22 protein-coding genes and 1 pseudogene are annotated in these 20,490 nt (G+C 39.8%); 7 read left to right on the top strand and 16 right to left on the bottom strand.

The annotated features are described in order from the left end of the window. Positions 1-383 precede the first annotated feature (383 nt). The 4 genes from JZ787_RS17660 to ftsY form a co-directional block, all read right to left on the bottom strand. Entirely contained in the window at positions 384-1,046 is a 663-nt protein-coding gene (locus JZ787_RS17660) for a DUF2057 family protein (protein WP_346313002.1), read from the bottom strand. Positions 1,047-1,244: 198 nt separating this feature from the next. Further along, positions 1,245-1,838 (bottom strand): nitroreductase family protein, encoded by a 594-nt coding sequence (locus tag JZ787_RS17665; protein ID WP_279688893.1) that lies wholly within the window; start codon positions 1,836-1,838, stop codon positions 1,245-1,247. Positions 1,839-2,011: 173 nt separating this feature from the next. Continuing rightward, a complete protein-coding gene (locus JZ787_RS17670) occupies positions 2,012-2,698 on the bottom strand; it encodes a nitroreductase family protein (protein ID WP_346313003.1) in 687 nt (228 codons plus the stop codon). Positions 2,699-2,892: 194 nt separating this feature from the next. Then, a complete protein-coding gene (ftsY, locus tag JZ787_RS17675) occupies positions 2,893-3,999 on the bottom strand; it encodes a signal recognition particle-docking protein FtsY (RefSeq protein WP_346313004.1) in 1,107 nt (368 codons plus the stop codon). Between the two features lie 195 nt (positions 4,000-4,194). On the opposite strand from ftsY, the gene JZ787_RS17680 reads away from it, so the two are divergent. After that, positions 4,195-5,574, top strand: coding sequence for a pitrilysin family protein (locus JZ787_RS17680; RefSeq protein WP_218288492.1), 1,380 nt, complete (start codon positions 4,195-4,197; stop codon positions 5,572-5,574). Then, positions 5,574-7,166, top strand: a complete 1,593-nt coding sequence (locus tag JZ787_RS17685) for a pitrilysin family protein (RefSeq protein WP_346313005.1) — start codon at positions 5,574-5,576, stop codon at positions 7,164-7,166. The genes JZ787_RS17680 and JZ787_RS17685 overlap by 1 nt, the downstream gene beginning before the upstream one ends. A gap of 376 nt (positions 7,167-7,542) precedes the next feature. Here the strand turns inward: JZ787_RS17685 and JZ787_RS17690 are convergent, their stop codons facing one another. After that, entirely contained in the window at positions 7,543-7,902 is a 360-nt protein-coding gene (locus tag JZ787_RS17690) for a hypothetical protein (RefSeq protein ID WP_004984633.1), read from the bottom strand. Positions 7,903-8,119: 217 nt separating this feature from the next. On the opposite strand from JZ787_RS17690, the gene JZ787_RS17695 reads away from it, so the two are divergent. From JZ787_RS17695 to JZ787_RS17705, 3 genes are all read left to right on the top strand, one after another. Continuing rightward, positions 8,120-8,353 carry a hypothetical protein gene (locus JZ787_RS17695; protein ID WP_004697075.1) on the top strand — a complete coding sequence of 78 codons (234 nt, stop codon included), beginning with the start codon at positions 8,120-8,122 and terminating at the stop codon, positions 8,351-8,353. Positions 8,354-8,494: 141 nt separating this feature from the next. Beyond that, a complete protein-coding gene (locus JZ787_RS17700) occupies positions 8,495-8,875 on the top strand; it encodes a DUF2750 domain-containing protein (RefSeq protein ID WP_058869664.1) in 381 nt (126 codons plus the stop codon). Between the two features lie 131 nt (positions 8,876-9,006). Next, positions 9,007-9,438, top strand: a complete 432-nt coding sequence (locus JZ787_RS17705) for a CBS domain-containing protein (protein WP_168159194.1) — start codon at positions 9,007-9,009, stop codon at positions 9,436-9,438. Between the two features lie 136 nt (positions 9,439-9,574). Here the strand turns inward: JZ787_RS17705 and trpB are convergent, their stop codons facing one another. The 9 genes from trpB to JZ787_RS17750 form a co-directional block, all read right to left on the bottom strand. After that, positions 9,575-10,783, bottom strand: a complete 1,209-nt coding sequence (gene trpB / locus JZ787_RS17710) for a tryptophan synthase subunit beta (RefSeq protein ID WP_346313006.1) — start codon at positions 10,781-10,783, stop codon at positions 9,575-9,577. Positions 10,784-10,825: 42 nt separating this feature from the next. Continuing rightward, positions 10,826-12,013 carry a VWA domain-containing protein gene (locus JZ787_RS17715; protein ID WP_005401232.1) on the bottom strand — a complete coding sequence of 396 codons (1,188 nt, stop codon included), beginning with the start codon at positions 12,011-12,013 and terminating at the stop codon, positions 10,826-10,828. A 13-nt stretch (positions 12,014-12,026) separates the two neighbouring features. Next, complete coding sequence (locus tag JZ787_RS17720) at positions 12,027-12,878, bottom strand: MoxR family ATPase (protein WP_346313007.1); 852 nt, start codon at positions 12,876-12,878, stop codon at positions 12,027-12,029. A gap of 22 nt (positions 12,879-12,900) precedes the next feature. Beyond that, entirely contained in the window at positions 12,901-13,284 is a 384-nt protein-coding gene (locus JZ787_RS17725) for a hypothetical protein (RefSeq protein ID WP_004697064.1), read from the bottom strand. Between the two features lie 22 nt (positions 13,285-13,306). Then, a complete protein-coding gene (locus JZ787_RS17730) occupies positions 13,307-13,615 on the bottom strand; it encodes a YcgL domain-containing protein (protein ID WP_004984643.1) in 309 nt (102 codons plus the stop codon). A gap of 129 nt (positions 13,616-13,744) precedes the next feature. Continuing rightward, positions 13,745-14,887 carry an HRDC domain-containing protein gene (locus JZ787_RS17735; protein ID WP_346313008.1) on the bottom strand — a complete coding sequence of 381 codons (1,143 nt, stop codon included), beginning with the start codon at positions 14,885-14,887 and terminating at the stop codon, positions 13,745-13,747. A 206-nt stretch (positions 14,888-15,093) separates the two neighbouring features. Then, positions 15,094-15,690 (bottom strand): recombination mediator RecR, encoded by a 597-nt coding sequence (gene recR, locus JZ787_RS17740; RefSeq protein WP_005401228.1) that lies wholly within the window; start codon positions 15,688-15,690, stop codon positions 15,094-15,096. Between the two features lie 16 nt (positions 15,691-15,706). Then, the gene (locus JZ787_RS17745; RefSeq protein ID WP_004697049.1) at positions 15,707-16,036 is read right to left on the bottom strand and encodes a YbaB/EbfC family nucleoid-associated protein; all 330 of its coding nucleotides are present in this window, start codon (positions 16,034-16,036) and stop codon (positions 15,707-15,709) included. Positions 16,037-16,064: 28 nt separating this feature from the next. Continuing rightward, complete coding sequence (locus tag JZ787_RS17750) at positions 16,065-17,252, bottom strand: O-succinylhomoserine sulfhydrylase (protein ID WP_346313009.1); 1,188 nt, start codon at positions 17,250-17,252, stop codon at positions 16,065-16,067. A 142-nt stretch (positions 17,253-17,394) separates the two neighbouring features. On the opposite strand from JZ787_RS17750, the gene JZ787_RS17755 reads away from it, so the two are divergent. Continuing rightward, positions 17,395-18,486 (top strand): alpha/beta fold hydrolase, encoded by a 1,092-nt coding sequence (locus tag JZ787_RS17755; RefSeq protein ID WP_346313010.1) that lies wholly within the window; start codon positions 17,395-17,397, stop codon positions 18,484-18,486. Between the two features lie 15 nt (positions 18,487-18,501). Then, positions 18,502-19,374, top strand: a complete 873-nt coding sequence (locus JZ787_RS17760; RefSeq protein ID WP_346313011.1) for an NAD(P)-dependent oxidoreductase — start codon at positions 18,502-18,504, stop codon at positions 19,372-19,374. A gap of 71 nt (positions 19,375-19,445) precedes the next feature. Here JZ787_RS17760 and JZ787_RS17765 read toward each other — a convergent pair whose 3' ends face one another. Both JZ787_RS17765 and JZ787_RS17770 read right to left on the bottom strand, forming a co-directional pair. Continuing rightward, positions 19,446-20,159 carry a transglutaminase family protein gene (locus JZ787_RS17765; RefSeq protein ID WP_346313012.1) on the bottom strand — a complete coding sequence of 238 codons (714 nt, stop codon included), beginning with the start codon at positions 20,157-20,159 and terminating at the stop codon, positions 19,446-19,448. Positions 20,160-20,344: 185 nt separating this feature from the next. Further along, positions 20,345-20,490, bottom strand: a pseudogene (locus JZ787_RS17770) (IS5/IS1182 family transposase); the annotation flags it as partial.

Here is a 20,490-nt window from a genome sequence, read left to right on the forward strand (position 1 = left end):
TTCTGACAAATATTTCTCAAATAAACTTCGAGTAATTCTTACCATTCAATCAATGAAATATTTTCGATCGATCAATCAGTAAAAATCCACACAAGTTGTTCTTCATAATCTCTTAATGATCTTCTTGCTGATTCGTCATCAGCAAGACCTTCGCCCTAAGTTATTCACTACATTGCGTTGGTGTGCTGCGTATTCTATACAGTTTTATTTGCAGCGCAAGTGCATTTAAATAAATAATTTAAAAAATCCACCCGACCGGTTATTTTTAAATCAAAATAAACGTTTTAGATTAAATTATAGCCAATACCATCAAGTTATCCACCATATAAATGCGCTATCTAAATAAAAAAAACAGCTAACGCTGTTTTTTTAGAATGTACCAGCTACTGTGCTTGTTCAGCAAGCCAAGCCATAAACGCTTGGCGTTCAGATTTAGATGCACTTTTCCAAGTATTAATTAATTGTTGAGCATTGCCAGAACTTGTTAAATCTTTTTGTTTCTCTGACCCAGCTTTCGCAACAACAGCTTGTGACGTATAGACTGGTGCAGGTTGTACCACTGTAGTTGCTTTTTGAGTTAGATCGGTTGGTGCATCGCTAAATAAATTTTGAAGAATGCCTGTATTCTGAGTTTTACTACCCTTTTGCTCAACCAGTAACTGATTTTTGGCATTGTAGAGACCAAAGATCGGCTGCTTGGCATAAGCTTTGGCATCATCATGGTTTTGCGGAGGATTGATCAGTGCCAAACGGTAAGACTGTTGGTCTTGTAAAATTGGGGTCTTAATATTTACAATCCCTGAGCGAACGATGTCGTGGGAGCCAATACCTGGATGCTCTTCAAAAAACTGGGTGTAGCGAACACTGATAATATTTTCACCAGCATCAATCTTATATTTATTGTCAGAACTGAATAAACGACTCTTAACCTCTTGCCCATTTAAGCCTTCAATTTTTATTTCCTCTGGAGCAGTAATAGTCACTGCTGAAAATACTGAAGTACTCAACATCAATGCTGCTGTTGCAAGGGTTATGCGTAAGGTCATTTTTACACTCTATCGATGGTTTATTAAAGTTTAGTTGCACTATGCAGTGTATAAATGACAATTTTATGACAATTTCTGAGCTTAGAACTAACTCAGCACTACAATATATAGTGCTAAGCTTTGATATTTTAAAGATAAATCTCTAAACAAAAAAAAGAGCAGACTTACTCTGCTCTTTCTCATTTTAAAAACCAGTTATTAATTGAATGTTTTAAAGCGGTCCGCTTCCGCCATAAATGTTTTCTCACCCGCAGGTGCTTCAATCGAACCAAAAACAAGTTGTGCACGAAGTTTCCAATTCGCAGGGATATCGAAGATCTCTGCAATCTCAGCATCTACGATTGGATTGTAATGCTGTAATGACGCACCAATATTTTGTTCAGATAACGCAGTCCATACGGAAAATTGAGCAATTGCAGAAGAATGTTCAGACCAAACTGGGAAATTATCTGCATAAAGCGCAAATTGTTCCTGCAATGATTTTACAACGTCTTGGTCTTCATAAAATAAAACCGTACCATAGCCTGCAGCAAAGCTATTAATTTTGGTATTTGTACCTTCAAAAGCAGCTTCTGGAACAATTTTACGTAAAGTTTCACGCACCACATTCCAAAACTGCAAATGCGACTCACCAAACAAAGTCACAATACGAGAAGTCTGTGAGTTAAATGCAGAAGGACTGTGATTTACCGCTTCTTTAATTACAGATTCAATTTGTTCTGGTGTTAATGCTACATTTTTACCAACAGCATAAATGGTACGACGTTGTTTGATGTGGTCTAAAAATGACATGTTATTTTCCTCAGGGATCTCACGATCTTGTTATATGCAGATTCATACTCATCATAGCTATAATTTCAAATTTGAACATGCTTAATTCAGCGACATAGTGTCTTAAAAATAGAACAATATGCCATAACATTACAAAACTTGATTTAGAAATAACTAAAGATTATCTCATGTCATTATGCATAGATCATAAAGCGCTCTTCATCTTTATAATGTTCTTTTTCAGCGGCTTTTTCCTCTATCGAACCAAAGACTAATTGCGCACGTAACAGCCAATGTTTTGGAATCTCAAAAACCTTGGAGATATCAGCATCAATACTCGGGTTATAATGTTGTAATGACGCACCCAAACCTGCATCTGCTAAACAAGTCCATACAGCATATTGGGCCATACCTGAAACTTGCTCTGACCAAACTGGAAATTCTGCCGCATCAAAAGGAATTTTCTTTTGTAATTTTTGAATGATCTGCTGATCTTCATAGAATAGAACTGTACCAAATCCTGCCGAGCATTGATCAACCTTCAATTCTGCACCAGCAAAAATATGCGCGGGGACTAACTTGCGCTGCACTTCTTTTACGACATTCCAAAAGTGATGATGTGAATCGCCCATTAAAATCACAATACAAGTACTTTGTGAATTATGTGCCGAAGGACAACTTCGCACAGCCTCTTGGATCAATTCAGCTAAATACACCTGACTTAAATGTACACGCTTCCCTAAAACATAAATACTACGTCGCTTTTTTAGTTGATCGATAAATGTGGTTTGTTTTAGGTCTTCTTCGTGATTTTTTTTAAATTTTAAGTCTTTGGTTAAATCCGTTGTTAGAACTTGTCCAATTTTATGTAATAAAGCCATACCGTGTTCCCCAAAATGTACAGTGATGCCTATTGTGTTAGGTACTAGTGTAATCGCAGGAGAATCACTTATATTCATTACGTGATTTCTAAATGTTTGTTTTTAAAACAAACAAATTGAATCAAAAAATAAACTCCGCATTAAGCGGAGTTTATGTGACTGATCTAACACTTTAAAAACAGTATTGTTGAGTCTTATTTCTCTGTTTCGAACAAAGCAGCAACAAAGGATTTTGCAGAGAAAGGACGTAAATCGTCAATTTTCTCACCAACACCAATGAAGCGAATTGGAACATGCGTACGACTAGCAATATTAAATAGTACACCACCTTTCGCAGTGCCATCGAGTTTAGTAATCGTCAGGCCTGTCAAGCCAACTGCCTCATCAAACATTTCTACTTGATTAATCGCATTTTGACCCGTTCCTGCATCGACCACCAACATAATTTCGTGTGGCGCGGTCGCATCGATTTTTTGCATAACACGTTTTACTTTGGTCAACTCTTGCATGAGATGACCTTTGTTATGTAAACGACCTGCGGTATCTGCGATCAAGACATCAACACCTTTCGCACGCGCACTTTCAAACGCATCGAAAATTACGGAAGCGCTGTCAGCACCATGGCCTTGGGCTACTACGGCAATATTATTACGCTCACCCCAAATTTGAAGCTGCTCAGTCGCTGCCGCACGGAAAGTATCTCCCGCAGCAAGCATCACTTTCTTGCCTTCACCTTGTAAACGTTTTGCCAATTTACCAATGGTTGTAGTTTTACCCACACCGTTTACACCCACCACTAAAATCACATAAGGCGTTTTGTTCGGATCGATATGTAAAGGTTTCACACGTGGTGCTAGTAAAGCCACCAACTCTTCCTGAAGTGCTTTATATAATGAGTGCGAGTAAATTAAATCGCCACGTGCAGTACGTTCAGTCAAGTTAGCAATAATGGTTTTCGTTGCATCTACACCGATGTCGGCTACTAGAAGCTGCTCTTCAACTTCTTCAAGTAGTTCATCATCAATTTCCTTACCGCCGATCAAAATATTGACCATACCATCGGCAAGGTTTTTACGGGTTTTGGTTAACCCTTCTTTCATGCGGCTAAAGAAACCGCCTTTTACAGATGCATCTGCTTCTTCTGTACTTGTTTCAGCAACCACAACTGGACTAACAACTGTTTGCTCTTTTGTTTCAACGATTGGCACATTGACCACAGGTAAACTTGGTAGTGTGACATCGTCATCCCCGATATCAGCATCAATCAAAAATTTGTTCTGCTCATTAGATTGCTGTTGCATGCCGAATCCTTGAAAAGCACTGCGTTAAAAAAGACGGATTCTACCATAAAAGATAGGCTTTCGCTTAGCAACAATACTTTATGTAAACACTTAACAAATCAATACTTCTGGCGCTTGATCTACTTCGCATTTTTCTTAAGAATGGTTATTTATTGAAATGCTTTAACTTCACTTCAACCTGAGCCCAAATTTTATATGCATCACTTATTAGTCACGCATTCTTATAAAAAAAGTTTAGTTGCACTGGGTTTAACTCTACTTTGTTTACCTATAACTACCCATGCACAAATACGCAGTGAACTTACCCGCAGTAGTTTTGAAACTACTTTAAGCAATGGCTTGCAGGTGATTATCCGTGAAGATCACCGCTCCCCAATGGTCATGACCCAAATTTGGTATAAAGTTGGCAGCACCGATGAGTCTGGAAATATAACGGGTATTTCGCATGTACTGGAACATATGATGTTTAAAGGCACATCCAAAGTTCCCAATGACGAATTCAGTCGCTTAAGCCGAATCTATGGCGGCACAGTAAATGCAGCAACATTTACCAATTACACCAATTACTATCAGCTTTATCCTAAAACTTACTTCCCGATGGCTCTAGAGCTTGAAGCAGATCGTATGCGCAATCTCTTACTACGGAAACAAGACTTTGACCCTGAAATTAAAGTGGTGATGGAGGAGAGACGCCTGCGTACCGATGACAACCCACGCTCACTCGCTTTCGAACGTTTCAAATGGATTTCGTATCCCACAAGTCACTATCGTCAACCCGTCATTGGGCACATGAAACACTTGCAAAACATCAGTCTAGATGACGTGAAGCAGTGGTATCAAAAATGGTATAGCCCAAACAATGCGATCTTGGTGATTGTGGGTGATGTCAATGCAGAATCCGCCCTCAGACAAGTTCAAAAATACTTTGGCGACATCAAAAGTCATCCAACACCTGTACGCAATGATGTGACTGAGTTTGAGAACATTGGTTACCGTCACATGGAACAAAATACCAATGTTGAAGTGCCAAATTTATATATGGCTTGGAATGTGAAATCGCTTGCAACAGCAAGCAATCCAGAAGATGTTTATGCACTCACACTTATTCGAAGCTTGTTAGATAGCGGGATCAGCTCTCGATTACAACAGCGCCTTGTACGCGACAAAAAATTAGCGACCGCACTGAGTGTCAGTTATGACCCTTATAACCGTGGAGATAGTCTATTTAGTATCTCTGCACTTCCTGTCACTGGCGTGGAACTTCCCGAACTACAAAAAGCCATTGAACATGAAATTGAGCGACTCCAAACAGAACTTGTTCAACCACAAGAGCTAGAACGGATAAGTACACGCTTCGTTGCAAACTTAATTTATGGTCAAGATGACATTATCGGGCAAGCAAAGATGATTGGAAACTTAGCCGTGAATGGCTTGAATTATCGACTGATGGATCAGCTTCCACAGCATTTTGAAGCGGTTACACCTGAAGATATTCAGCACGTTGCTCAAACTGCTTTTGTTCGTAATAACTTAAGTACGTTGTACCTTCAACCAGAAAAGAAGGCCACAAAATAATGAAAAATCAAAAGACCATCTTTCACCTATTATTTATTACCATGTCTACCTTTTGCACTACCAATGTAATTGCAGATGTAAGTACAAGCAGTATTAGCAATGATGACCCACGTACATTACAGTCTGTTGCTTCTCTACAAAGCTTAAAACAAGTTCAAGCCAGCGACTTTTATACAGCACCACATGTACACGAACTTAAAAACAAATACAAAGTTCGAAGTCTATTTGTTGAGTCACCCGCCTTACCTATGGTGGATATTCAACTTACCTTTAATGCAGGCTCTGCACGAGATATAGAAGTAGAAAAAGGCCTATATGGTGTTGCCAATATGGCGGCACAACTCATCGATGAAGGCACCACGCAACATAATGCAGTTGAAATCGCGAATGCCTTTGAACAAGTCGGGGCTCGTTTTAGTGTAGCTGCACACCGTGACATGTTTGTGGTTCGACTGCGTTCGTTGTCTGACCCTAAAAAACTAGATGCTGCGGTAAGTACGATGCTTGAAGTATTAAAAGACTCTACTTTTAAAAATAACAGTATTAGTTTGATGGTGAGCAATACCCAAGTGGGTCAGAAGCAATTGAAAGAAAGTCCGAGTCGATTGATGAGTATTCGCTTTTATCGCGCGCTCTACGGTTCGCACCCTTATGCGGAACCGATTACAGGCACCAATGGCAGTATTAAAAAAATTACGACTCAGCACTTAAAAAAATTCAGAGATGAGTTTTTGGTTAGTCAAAATATGAATATTGCACTGACAGGCCAACTCAGTGTGAAACAAGCACAGAAACTGGCTGAACGAATAAGTGCAGCCATCCCACAAGGTGAAGCAGCAAAGCCACTTGCTATACCACAAGATAAACCTAACTTTGATATTCAACACATTCTGTTTAATTCAACTCAAGCCCATGTCACCATGGGACATCTATCAACCACGCGGGATGATCCGGATCGTTTAGCACTCGAACTGGCTAACCGTATGTTGGGTGGGGGGGGATTTAGCTCCATTTTAATGAAAGAACTACGTGTTAAACGTGGATACACCTATGGAGCAAACAGTGCATTTACATTTAGCCAAGCGGCTGGAAGTTTTAGTCTAAGTTATTCAACCCAGCAAGATCAGCTCATGGACAGCATACAAGTGGCGCATAAAGCCCTAGTTGACTTTGTCCATCTACCAATTGATGCACAGCAGTTAGAAGAAACCAAAGCTGGTATGTTACGCAGTTTACCTAACAGCTATAGCAGCAATGCAAACATCAATGCACAACTGGGCTCTATAGGGTTTTATCGGCAAGATGCGAATTATTTAGCAGACTACCCAAAACGTTTAGCTGCGATCACGCCTTTAGATGTCCAAAATGCAATACGTAAACACATTCACCCTGAAAGTCTTACCCTTGTGATTGTCAGTAATGCTTTAGATAAAGAGCAACTTCGACATATTCTAGAATTGAATCTTGACCCGAATATTAAGCAAAGCATACCTCATCCTGATCAAATTCCTGCGATTATTGAACCTCCGGAGCCAATGCCGGAAGCTGCTTCGCCCGATTCTGCTCAAACTGATGAGCCTGCATTAATCTAAAATAATCAATATAGGAAATCTGGTTTTCCAAAACTAGATCTTGAGCCATCTCTTGTGTTTCTGGAAAAGTCGCTTGATGAGATAAGCGACTTACATTTTCAAATTGGCTTGGAGAAATGGGCCGAGATAAAGCAATACTCGATAAAATGACAATAAGCATAATGATCAATACCATCAGACCATTATAAATTTGTACAAGCGTAATCTGTGATTTTAATTTAAGAATTTTTTGGATCGCAATATGCATAACCTACCTCTAGTGAAACTAGTGTAAGTAGCGAATTGCATAATCACAAGTTGAAATGCTGAAAAATGCCCCCATTAATGCTAAAGAGGACATAATTTCAGCAAGTCAGAGTGTTTGTAAAGCAAAAGTCTAACCAACAATGCTACGAATAACTGCAAAATAGAGCACCAAGGCAATTACCCCCAATGCAATCATAATGGCGAAAGCCCCAACACCATTTTCTGCATCTGCAGGGTGTGCAGGATCGTCATCTGCAATACGTCTTAGCTCCCCATTGTATGTTTCATAAAAATCAACCCGTTGATTTTCATCAAGCTGACGTGTGAAATCATAAACTCGTTTACGTTGTGCCAAACAAAAATCCCCAAGATGAATTTCTTGATGGAAAACTGCTTCATCTAATAGTGTTCGGTGATATTGCGCCAACGCTACAATCTGAGAAACAGTTGGAGGCATATCAAAATCAAAACCGTCTAATGTATTTGTCATGTTATTCTCCTTATAAAATACAGTTTCCTGTTTTATTATCATATTCAATCTTTTGATTGTTCATTGTTTAATCATGTAAACAAAATAAGATGAAGAATACTCGACAATATATTTGACAATTCCAGCAATTTGTAATAAATATTTAACATTAGCGTGATATTTATATCTAAAGGTAAAATTACCTTTAAGTGATCATAATTAGAATAAGGAGCTTAATATGATTCAACAAATCTCTCATCATGACTTAGAACATGCGTATGCGGATGCAGTAAACACCATTCAATCACAAATGAACTTCGTAGAAGCAGTACAACAGTTAGAAAGCGTTGCACGCGCTGGCCACGGTAAAGCAGCACTGTTTTTAGCAGAACTTTATTATCAAGGTTTCCGCGTAGAACGCGACTCGCTGAAAGCACAATACTGGCAACAGCTTGCCACCATGAAAGCATAATAAAACGTCACCTAGGTGGCGTTTTTTTTTGAGCCTAACATTTTGATATGACATATTTATTTACATAGTTATGCAAAGCTTACACTGAACTTTCATCTTAATTATTTAAAATAGCGTCATGTTCCTTAATGACATAACGCTATGTACAAAATTTTGAAACTACAACCGATTTCAAATCAATTATATTTAAAAATCAATATTCTAAGAGGCATGATGTACTGCGGTATTCTTTGGGGGCTTTACAACACTGAACAGCAAGGCTGGGCGATGACCTCAGATCACGATGACTATGTTTTCCCTTTTTGGCTCAATGGTTTACACGCACACCAATACGCTCAATTGCACTGGCCAAACTATATTCCTAAAAAAATCACGCCGCAGGATTTCCAGAGCGCATTACTGCCTACTCTGTCACGTTTAAAAGTCACACCAGCGCTATGTAACGGCACAAAACGCATGAAGCTCAGTACGTCTCAAATGCGCCACTTTTTCTTCAATGACCCTATTCTAGCGCCAGCTTAAAGCTCATTAAGAACAATAAGACGTAATTAACTTGTTATTTTATTGAGAGCTGTGACTGTAAAGTATTTGCTTTTTTTTTAAATCGCGCTAATTTAAATATAAAACAATAACCACAACCGAGGATATGCCCTATGACCAATGTTGCTCAAGTATTAAAAGATAAAGTACATCAAGCAATCTACACCATCAGTCCCGAAGCCACTGTTCTTGAAGCAATTTCACTTATGGCAGATAAAGGCATTGGTGCACTTGTGGTCACACACGAAGAACGAGTTGTAGGCATATTGTCCGAACGTGACTACATGCGCAAAGTCATGTTGATGGAACGTAGTTCGAAGCAAACCACAGTCAATGAAATTATGACAGCCAAAGTACTGACAGTCACAACAGCAGTTACGGTTGAAGAATGTTTAGACCTGATGACAGACCGCCACCTACGTCACTTGCCCGTGGTTGAGCAAGATAAATTATTGGGACTCATTTCTATTGGTGACTTGGTGAAAGCGGCAATGGATGATCAAAAGAAACTGATTGAGCAACTACAACAGTATATTTCAGGTTAAGTTTTAATTTTTACGTGTTCAATCATGAACGTATACTCAGCATTGGCTACTAATGATAAAAATATAAAGCCGAAATCATATAAAAAATCCCTGCTCTAAACAGGGATTTTTTATACAACTATGAAAGGCTCAAAACTTAGTTCAGACCTAATTTTGCAGCGACATAGTCTGCATCTTTGTCGCCACGACCAGATACATTCACCACAATTTTAATATCTTTGGCCAACTTTGGAGCTTCACGAAGCGCCCATGCTACGGCATGTGAACTTTCAAGTGCAGGGACAATCCCTTCAACACGTGACAACCTCATAAACGCATCCAAGCACTCTTGATCAGTCGCAGTGGTATATTCGACACGACCCAAGTCTTTCAGCAGACTGTGCTGAGGCCCGACGCCAGGATAATCTAGACCTGAAGCAATCGAGTGTACTGGTAACGGTTCACCCTGATCATTTTCAAGTACATAACAGGCCATACCATGAATCTGACTTGGTTTACCTAAAGTTAAGGTTGCCGAGTGCATGTCGGTATCTAGACCATGACCTGCTGGTTCGACACCAATCAATTTCACATCTGCATCGTTCAAAAATGCGGTAAAAGCCCCCATAGCATTTGAACCGCCACCGACACATGCAACCACATAATCTGGGTTCGCACCAAAGCGCTCATGGGTTTGTTCTTTAATTTCTTTACCAATAATCGACTGGAAGTCGCGCACCATCATTGGAAATGGATGTGGCCCAACAACCGAACCAATAGCATAGATATAATGGGTTGGATCTTTTAAATACTCTTCAAAAGCACTGTCCACAGCATCTTTCAATGTTGCAGTACCACGTGTCACTGAAATGAGTGTTGCTCCAAGGATTTTCATTTTGACGACATTGGGATGTTCTTTTTCAATATCCACCTGCCCCATATGAATTTCACATGGAATCCCCACCAAAGCACAGGCTGTTGCTAATGCAACGCCGTGTTGACCTGCACCCGTTTCTGCAATCACTTTGGTTTTACCCATATATTTTGCAAGCAGCGCTTCACCCAAACAGTGATTAATTTTATGTGCGCCTGTGTGGTTTAAGTCTTCACGCTTTAGATAGATCTTTGCCCCGCCCAACTGTTCAGATAACCGTTTTGCATAAAACAACGGACTTGGACGACCAACATAGTGTGCAAACAGTTCAGCAAGTTCAGTTTGAAATTCTTCTGTTACACGAATTTGCTCGTAAGCGACTTTAATGTCATCCATTGCCGCTTTTAAGTGAGGTGGAATAAACTGACCACCATATTTCCCAAAAAAGCCCTCTTCATTAGGCAAAGCAATACCATTAATTTGATGATCCATTTTTTATGATCCTTATTCTTAAAATGTGTTTTCTTTCCAGCTTTATCGTGCTAAATACTTAGTCATATCCTCAACGCCTTTGAGGGTCATTGGGTACATATGGTCTTCAAAAATTTGCTTAATCAAACCAATCGTATGAGTGTAATGCCAATAACGGTCTTCTTCTGGGTTCAACCATGCTGTTTTTTCGAAATGATTGCGTAAGCGCTGTAGCCAGACATTGCCTGCTTCATCATTCATATATTCAACTGAACCACCCACAGAATTGAGTTCATAAGGTGCCATAGAGGCATCTCCAACCACAATTACACGATAGTCGCGTCCATAGGTATTGAATAAATCCCACGTATTCATACGGGTACTTGAGCGGCGTACATTGTCTTTCCAAACATAGTCATATAAACAGTTATGGAAATAGAAATACTCTAAAGTTTTAAACTCAGTTTTCGCCGCACTAAACAGTTTTTCGCATTGTGCAATGTGTGAATCCATTGATCCACCCACATCAAACAACATCAGCACCTTAATACGATTACGACGTTCAGGCACGAGCTGCACATCGAGTATGCCTTGCTTCGCTGTTTCACGAATTGTACCGTCGATGTCTAACTCTTCAGCCGCACCTTGTCTGGCAAATTTACGCAAACGACGCAATGCCATTTGCATTTGGCGCGTCCCGAGAATTTGATCATCATCCAAATTCTGATATTTACGTTGTTCCCAAACTTTTACAGCAGAACGTTTACGTCCTGGCCCACCAATACGCACCCCTTCAGGATGATCACCATAAGCACCAAATGGAGACGTTCCTCCAGTGCCGATCATCTTGTTTCCACCCTGATGTTTCTTATGCTGTTCACGTAAGCGTTCTTCCAGCATTTTCATGAGTTCTTCTAATGAACCCGCTTTCTTTAATTCTTCACGCTGCTCAGGGCTTAGATGCTTTTCTAAGAGTTCCAAATCAAACCAGTCTTTCGGTAACTTTTGAACTTTATTGAGTAAATCATCTAAATCAAAAGTTGAAATGCCATCAAAGTAGTCTTTCATCCCTCGGTCAAATTTGTCAAAGAAGCGTTCATCTTTCACCATAATGGTTTTGGCGAGTTGATAGAACTCTTCTTGATCGGCGAAGACCAAACCTGAAGCAACAGCTTCATTCAGATCGATTAGTTCACGCGTCGAGACGGGAACACCGTATTTGCGTAAGGTATAAAACAAGCGCACAAACATGCGTGTTTCTCCTTTAGCGACGGGACATGAAGGCTAAACGTTCAAGCAACTGTACATCTTGTTCGTTTTTAATGAGTGCGCCATATAAAGGTGGAATGGCTTTAGACTTATCATGATTACGCAGTACATCTTCTGGCATATCATCAGCCATGAGCAAGCTTAACCAGTCAATCAATTCAGAAGTTGATGGTGGTTTTTTTAGACCCGGAACTTGACGTAATTTGAAGAAAACTTGTAATGCTTCATTGACCAATGCCGTTGAAATTTGCGGAAAATGAACATCAATAATTTCACGCATAGTTGCATAATCTGGAAATTCAATATAATGGAAGAAACAACGACGCAAGAATGCATCAGGAAGTTCTTTTTCATTATTTGAAGTAATAATCACAATAGGACGTTGTGATGCAGTAATAGTTTCGCCCGTCTCATAGACATAGAAAGACATCTTATCCAATTCATGCAACAAGTCATTTGGAAACTCAATGTCCGCCTTATCAATTTCATCAATCAATAAAACACAACGCTCTTCACTGGTGAACGCTTCCCACAATTTACCCGGTTTAATATAGTTTTTAATGTCATAAACACGGTCGTCACCCAGTTGGCTGTCACGTAGACGTGAAACCGCATCATACTCATATAAACCTTGCTGGGCTTTTGTGGTTGACTTGATGTGCCAAGTCAATAATTTTAAGCCTAAGCTTTCAGCCACTTGTTCAGCCAGTAAAGTTTTGCCCGTACCCGGCTCACCTTTGACCAACAAAGGCTTTTGTAAGCTACGTGCAGCTTTTACAGCAAGTTTTAAACTATCGGTAGCGATGTACTGATCTGTACCCGTAAATTGTTGTGTTTCAACAGACATGATTAAACCTTATTTTTATTAATTACAGCGGTGAATGATTGTTACTGACAACTGCTTTGGTTTTATTAGCCACATATTTTGACCAAAAGAAACCGATCACAAGCCCCACACCCATGACAAAGAGAATCAGTGACAAATTTGACCAAATGAGTGCTGATTCTTTCGTTAACACACCGAAAAGCAAGCCAAAAATAGCCGGTGCAATCGATGAGTTTGGACCTTCGGAAACCGTTGGCGTCAATAAAATGGCAAAGATCATCATCCATGTGATGCCACCCAACAGCTTCGGCAGGCGTGTAGCAATGGAATACCAACACCACAAAATTAGCAAACTGCCCAAAAGGTAAACTGTGACAGCAATACTGTCTTCAGGAATTGAATCGAGCATTGAAAGAAAACTATCCACGGTGCAACTCCTGAATTATGCTTTATGCGCCACGAAGGCCTTCTGGTGCCGCAGCGTTCGGATTGATTAATCCTTCTGGCGGCATTTGTAGAAAGAAGCCTTGAGTTTGAATCGAATCCATGACATGCAATACATTTACACGGGCCAATTTACGCGCTTCACTCAGCTCTAATGACATCACAAAAGTCGCTCGACCAAATGCAACACGAACAGCTTCAGGTAAAACATTCAATGGGCTAAAATCTTCAGCGGCTTGATCAGCTTCAGTTGGACAAGCAATATAAAGATACATTTCATCTTTTTTGCTTGATTTATAAATAGAACATTGCATATCTAAAACAGCACTCAAATAACTCAAGCCACAGGATACATCAAATAAAAGCAGCTGACATTAGTCATGATTAACGCATCAGTCGTGATTTTGTATAAATATTCAAACTTCAGACCAATTGACTAATTATTAATCCATGACTTTCATTTGCGTCGAAAGATAGCTTTCATCACGGCGTAGGAGTTGAATTAAAGGTTGGGTTAGCAAATCATAGCGCCAACCTAATAAATAATCAGGCAAGTCTTGCTCATTATTATGAAAAACCACATGTTGATGCAGTGCATTCATCCACTTTTTGCGCATCAACACTTCTTTAGGAATGCTGGTTTCATTGACCACATTTTGAATTAAGTGATCAATCTTCTCCCCCACATCTTTTGAAGAATGACGGATCGGACGTGCCATACGTAGTGGCCAATCCGCTTGCTCAGGCAAGAACTTCACCAAATCTAAAATGGTTTTGCCGTGCTCGCGGACAACGTTTTGACGTATGTCTTTTACACCCGATAACTGAAAAGCATTTTTTGGATTTTTCTCAACCAAATCAATCATGCTTGAGTTTTTCAAAATGAAACTACGTGGTGTATTTAGCGCTTTCACCATCTGTTCACGCCATACAGCCAACTGCTGCAACTGCATTAACTGACGACGTGAATGTCGATAGTTACCAATATCTTGATAGAGTAAATGCAAAGGCGTTTCTGTCGCGATCTCTTGCGTCAGATGCTGACAGTCCTCAAGTGCAAAATTTAAGAGTGACTTTGAATCTAGTTCTTGTTTAACTTTTTCTGAGAGATTCATCAAGTACAGTACATCGTTTGCCGCATAGCTCAATTGTGCAGGGCTTAATGGACGCGCCAACCAGTTAGAGCGCGTTTCCCCTTTGTCGATATCGACATCCAACATTTGTTTCAATGCATTTTGATAGCTGACTTGTAGACCATGTCCTAAAAAAGACATACCCACTTGGGTATCAAATACATTGTTTAAGGTTTTATGCTGTGCATAGTGATAAATCAGGTCGATATCTTCACTACATGCATGAAAGACATTTTGCTGTGCGCGAAAAAGTTTATTCCAAAATTCAGATAAATCGAGTGTCGTACCATCGAGTAAATAGACATTGTTTTCGACATTGATCTGAAATACGCCTAACTTCGGCCATAAGGTGTCGACTTTGATGAATTCTGTATCGAGTCCATAGACTTCGTTACGATCCATTTTTTCTAAGACTGGTGTTAAGTCTTGTTGCTGCTGAATAAACTGAAACATATCCTACTGCGTCTAATGCTAGATGCTCTTTGGGCTATCTTACCTGAATAAGATCATTTAGCTATCAAGATTTCTAAGGGTTTTTTAATTATTTGCCGTTTTTTGTGATTTTTTTATACAACTAGATTCAAATTAATATTTTTTTTATCTTACTCAAGATTTCAATCTTGTAGCTCAACTAAAAAATGAAACAAGTATCGAAATACTTATTTCATTCGCATTCTATTATGTACAGCTTGGCTTAAGGTATGACTATCGACATATTCAAGTTCACCACCCTGTGGTACACCTTGTGCAATGCGCGTCATTTGGATCGGTAAATGTTTCGTTGCCTCAACCAAATAATGCGCTGTGGCCTGACCTTCTACCGTTGCATTGGTCGCTAAAATCACTTCCGTTACTTTACCATCGCCCAAACGCTGGATCAGATAAGGAATGCCGATCTCTTCAGGCCCAACACCGTCAAGTGGAGATAAATGCCCACCCAATACATGGTACTTACCGCGGAAACTGCCACTTTGCTCAATCGCCATCACGTCTGCTGGTGACTCAACCACACAAAGTAGTTGATCGTCACGTTCATGCGAGATGCAAATATCACAAACTTCGTTTTCAGTCAGTGAGTGACACAAACTGCATTCGTGAATATAGCTGGTGGCTTCGTTTAAAGCATGTGCAAGACCCACAGCACCTTCACGATTTTTCATAATCAGATGAAGCGCCATGCGCTGAGCCGATTTCGGCCCAACACTTGGCAAAATACGTAAAGCTTGTACCAATTGATCAAAACGATCGCTAAACACTATACGTATTCCTTAATTAGAATAAACCAGCAAGACCCGGTGGTAAGCCTGCACCTGAGTTCGCAGCTTTCATCCGCTCTTCAGTGATTACTTCGGCCTGACGTGCAGCATCATTCATTGCCGCAGCAATTAAGTCTTCAATCATATCTGCATCATCTTGCAATAATTCAGGATTGATTTCGATACGTTTTACCACATTACGGCAAGTCATCGTCACTTTAACCAAACCACCACCAGCTTCAGCATGCACTTCAGTTTGCGCAAGCTCTTCTTTAGCTTTTTTAATGTTGCTTTCCATGTCTTTTTGCATGCGTTGAGCTTGCTGCATTAACATATTAATGTTCATTAAAATCTCCGAACATAAAATTAAAAAATTAGATTAAGTCTAAACCACGTGTGATATCGCGAATAATATCATCAATATCTTCTAAACCAACAGAAACACGAATTAAACCTTCACGAATTCCTGCGGATTGTTTCGCTTCTGGTGAAAGTTTGCCATGGGTAGTCGTTGCAGGATGGGTAATGGTCGATTTAGCATCGCCCAAGTTGCCTGTAATTGAAATAAATTGGGTATTATCAATAACAGTCCAAGCCCCTTCGCGCTCGCCTTTCACTTCAAAAGAAACGATCCCACCAAAGCCTGTTTGTTGCTTCGCTGCAAGTTCATGCCCAATATGCTCTGGTAAACCTGCGTAATACACTTTTTCGACTTTCGGGTGTGTATTTAAGAATTCTGCTAGCTTTTGCGCACTTGCTGAATGCTCACGCATACGTAAACGTAAAGTCTCTAAGCCTTTTAAGAATACCCATGCATTGAAAGGACTCATTGAAGGCCCTGTAGTACGCACATAACCAAACACTTCTTCGAGTAGTTTATGACTACCCACTACTGCACCACCAAGAGCACGACCTTGACCATCCAAATACTTCGTCGCTGAATAAATCACCAAGTCCGCACCAAACTCAATTGGACGTTGTAATACTGGCGTACAGAAACTATTATCAATTGCTAAAAGTGCGCCATTGGCATGTGCGATATCAGCAAGTGCTTGAATGTCTGCCACTTCAGCCAAAGGATTTGACGGAGACTCAACAAAAAGTAATTTAGTTTCAGGCTTAACGGCATTTTTCCATGCATCTAAATCTGTTAAATCGACAAAGTCGACAGTTACACCAAACTTAGCCACATATTTTTCAAACAAAGATACGGTCGAACCGAATACCGCACGTGAACAAATCACATGATCGCCTAGTTTTAAAAATGACATTGCCACGGCCATAATTGCGGCCATACCCGAACTGGTTGCCACTGCACGTTCAGCACCTTCTAAAGCTGCAAGGCGTTTTTCAAACATCGCAACAGTTGGGTTGGTAAAACGCGAGTAGATGTTCCCTGGCTCTTGACCTGAAAATTTTGCTGCGGCCTCTGCTGCATTTTCATAGACAAATGATGAAGTTAGAAAGATAGGTTCGCCATGTTCTCCCTCGAAACTACGCGTATGCCCAGTACGAATGGCTAAGGTATCTAATTGGTATTCAAATTCGTCTTGTAGGCTCATGGCTCTGGTTCAGTCGACAGACTGCCTTTGTAAAGAATTGCCAACATTTTGAGCGTCTAGGCTATTTAAGGTCAAGGTAAAATACGCGAATATTGATTAGACTTCGATCAAACTTTCTGCTTATTTGAGATCTAAGACCTATATGCACTCTTTAAAAACTAAAATTTCAACGCATCAAAATAAATTAAAGAATCTTTCTACGCGCATTTTTAATGGAAAGTCACTCATTTTGTCACAAAGCACACCTTATGAAGTGATTGAAACATTTGATCTGACCCAAATTCGCTATTACGCGCCTGAAGTGCGTAAATATAAAGAACCCTTAGTTTTTGTGGTCCCGCTAGCCATCAATATGTCTATTTATGACCTTTATCCTTATCGCTCACTGGTGAAGTACTTCCAACAGCAAGGCTTTGCCGTATATGTGATTGATTGGGGGAAATTAAATATTCATAACCGTCATTTTAACTTTCTGACGTTTATTGATCATTATATTCCACTCTGTATACAAAGCATTTTAAAACATAGCCACAGCGAGCAAATTTCTCTGCATGGGTGGAGTATGGCTGGCATTTTCGTGACCTTGTATACCGCCTTACATCAACCCAATTTTGTGAAAAATTTAATGGTTTTAGGGAGTCCAATTGACAGTTATAAATCTGGGCGAAATGGTCAGTTCTTTGCATATCTCAATCGAATCATTTCAAAAAGCAAAGCATTACAACAACAAATTTATCAGGGCAAAATACCGAAGCGTCTGCTACATACCTCTGGAGGGTTAAATACTTTTGGTTTTAAAATCATTGATCCTATCGGCTGGTTTCAAAGTCATAAGAATCTACTGCTTAATTTAGATGACCATGAAACCTTGTATGAGCATGCTACCATCGGCGGTTTTCTCAATCGTATGATTGATTATCCCGGCGGCATCAACCAAGACATGCTTTTTAATGTTTGGCTGCGTAATCCACTCAAAACTGGACTAATCACATTAAATGAGAAAAGCATTGCTTTAAAAAATATACAGTGCTCATTGCTTGTGGCTGCGGGCACAACAGACCAACTTGTTACAGCAGAGGCAGCTCAACCATTAACCCAATTGACAAGTAGCACCGATGTCACGTTTACTCTTATCCCAGGGGGACATTTAGGACTGATGTCGAGTAAGCGTAGTGCCGATGAATTTTGGCCACAACTGGCTCAGTGGTTAAGTGAACGTTCAAGTAAAATTTAAATACTAAGGTTTGACATGATTCAGTCAGTTGCATTTATCGGTCTAGGCGCCATGGGTTATCGCATGGCATCACACTTACCTAAACACTTTGAACACGTGTGGGTATGGAATCGCAATTTTGATAAAGCAAAACAACATGCAGAAGCCTATGGCACGCAGGCAGTGGAACTTGCGCAAGCCGTTCAGGCCGATGTAGTCTTCTCTTGCCTTCCAACCAGTCAAGATATTGAAGACTTACTTGCGCAAGTTGAGCTTAAAGCAGGCAGTATTTGGGTCGATTGCACCAGCGGTGTACCCTCTTCTGCAAAAAAAGTAGCTGAACAACTTAAACAACATGGTGTGGACTTTTTAGATGCACCTGTGAGTGGTCAAACTATTGGCGCTGATAATGCAACCCTTACGGTTATGATCGGTGGTGATACAGCTGCTTTTGAACGCGCACTACCAGCTATTCAAGCGTTTGGTAAACTGATTAAACACGTGGGCGAATCGGGTGCTGGTTTTGCAGTTAAAGCCGTAAACAATATGCTTTTGGCTGTGAACCTCTGTGCTGTTGCCGAAGGGTTTACCATCCTAAAAGCCCATGGCGTAAACTTAAATGAAGCATTAGATTGCATTAATGCGTCGAGTGGTAAAAGTGGCGTAACTGAAACTGTTTTACCACAGCGCATTCTGAACCGCAGCTTCCCGCTTACTTTTGCACTCCCTCTATTAGCAAAAGATACGGGCATTGCCGTTGATTTAGTCCGCGAAGCAAAACTATCCGCACCTGTGATTGGACTGGCTCAAAGTTTAATTCAAACTGCCAGTGATTTATCTGAAGCAGACAGCGATTTTTCTTCCGCAGTTAAACTATATGAGTCATGGAGCAAAATTACTTTAGAGTAATGCTTATCATAGTCAGTCATACTTTAACTTCAATTATAAGTTAAGCTATTTCTATGGCCGAACAAAAAGCCTCATAAAGAGGCTTTTTGTATATTTCTAATTTTATTGACATTTTGATTCATTAAGTGTCTGACTACATATTTAAAAACCATACGTTGTATCGGACTAAGTTCTTGTTGGTGCATATTATAAAAATCATCTGGGCTATCAAATAAACCGAAATCTTGATTAATCCCCTTGTCTTGAATAAAAGTATCATTCAAATTCCAATCAATAGGTGGATTTCCAAAACTCTCGGTAAATACCCCAAAACCACAAAAAGTTTTTGTTTGATGCTTATTTATACTTTGTAATTTTTCTAGATAAAGTCGATCAAGAATTACACCCTCCAAAATATACCATTGTCCATTCACATGAACTTCGACCCAACTATGTAAAATATTCTTGGGCGATAACTTATACCAAATGCCTTTGATTGCACCTTTTTGTAAGGCTTTATCGATGGTAAACCCATGTATCCGAGTGGCTACACCCACCGCTCGAAGTAACGCCATCAATAACGTTGCTTTGGTATTACACTGACCATAACCGTCGCTTAAGACTTGAGATGCCTGTATCGTATCTCCCGTGTTATAGCCAAATTGAACTTCATCACGAACAAAGTTATAAATATTCCTCACCTTATTAACTTCATCAAGATCTCTCCATTTGCGTTGTTCAATCAAATTTTGAATCGATGGATGGTAATAATCTAAAATCGGCGTCTGTTCTAATAGCCTTTGCATACTCAGCTCTCCAATATAGTCATTTTGATTTAAAACTATGGAGTTAGTCTAAGGTCAATATTTTTACTGCCACTTTTATAATGAATTAAGACTAAAGATTATTTTGAGCTTGATTATTTTTATAGTAGAGCTCGGCTTTGTTGCATAAAGCCTTTGACGGCAGAGTTTTCCTAAGTTGCTAAAATTTAGGTTACAACTTGGGTATGAAGTCTGCCTAATTCTGTAAATTTATTTAATACGGCTACGCGTGCATGGATCTCATTCACTTGGCTTTGAAAGTTTCTCGCACGGAGTTTATCGCCTAATAACTTGATGCAATGCATCTTAGTTT

Origin of the sequence: Acinetobacter sp. BWR-L5 (genome assembly GCF_039655985.1) — a bacterium.
GTDB lineage: Bacteria > Pseudomonadota > Gammaproteobacteria > Pseudomonadales > Moraxellaceae > Acinetobacter > Acinetobacter johnsonii.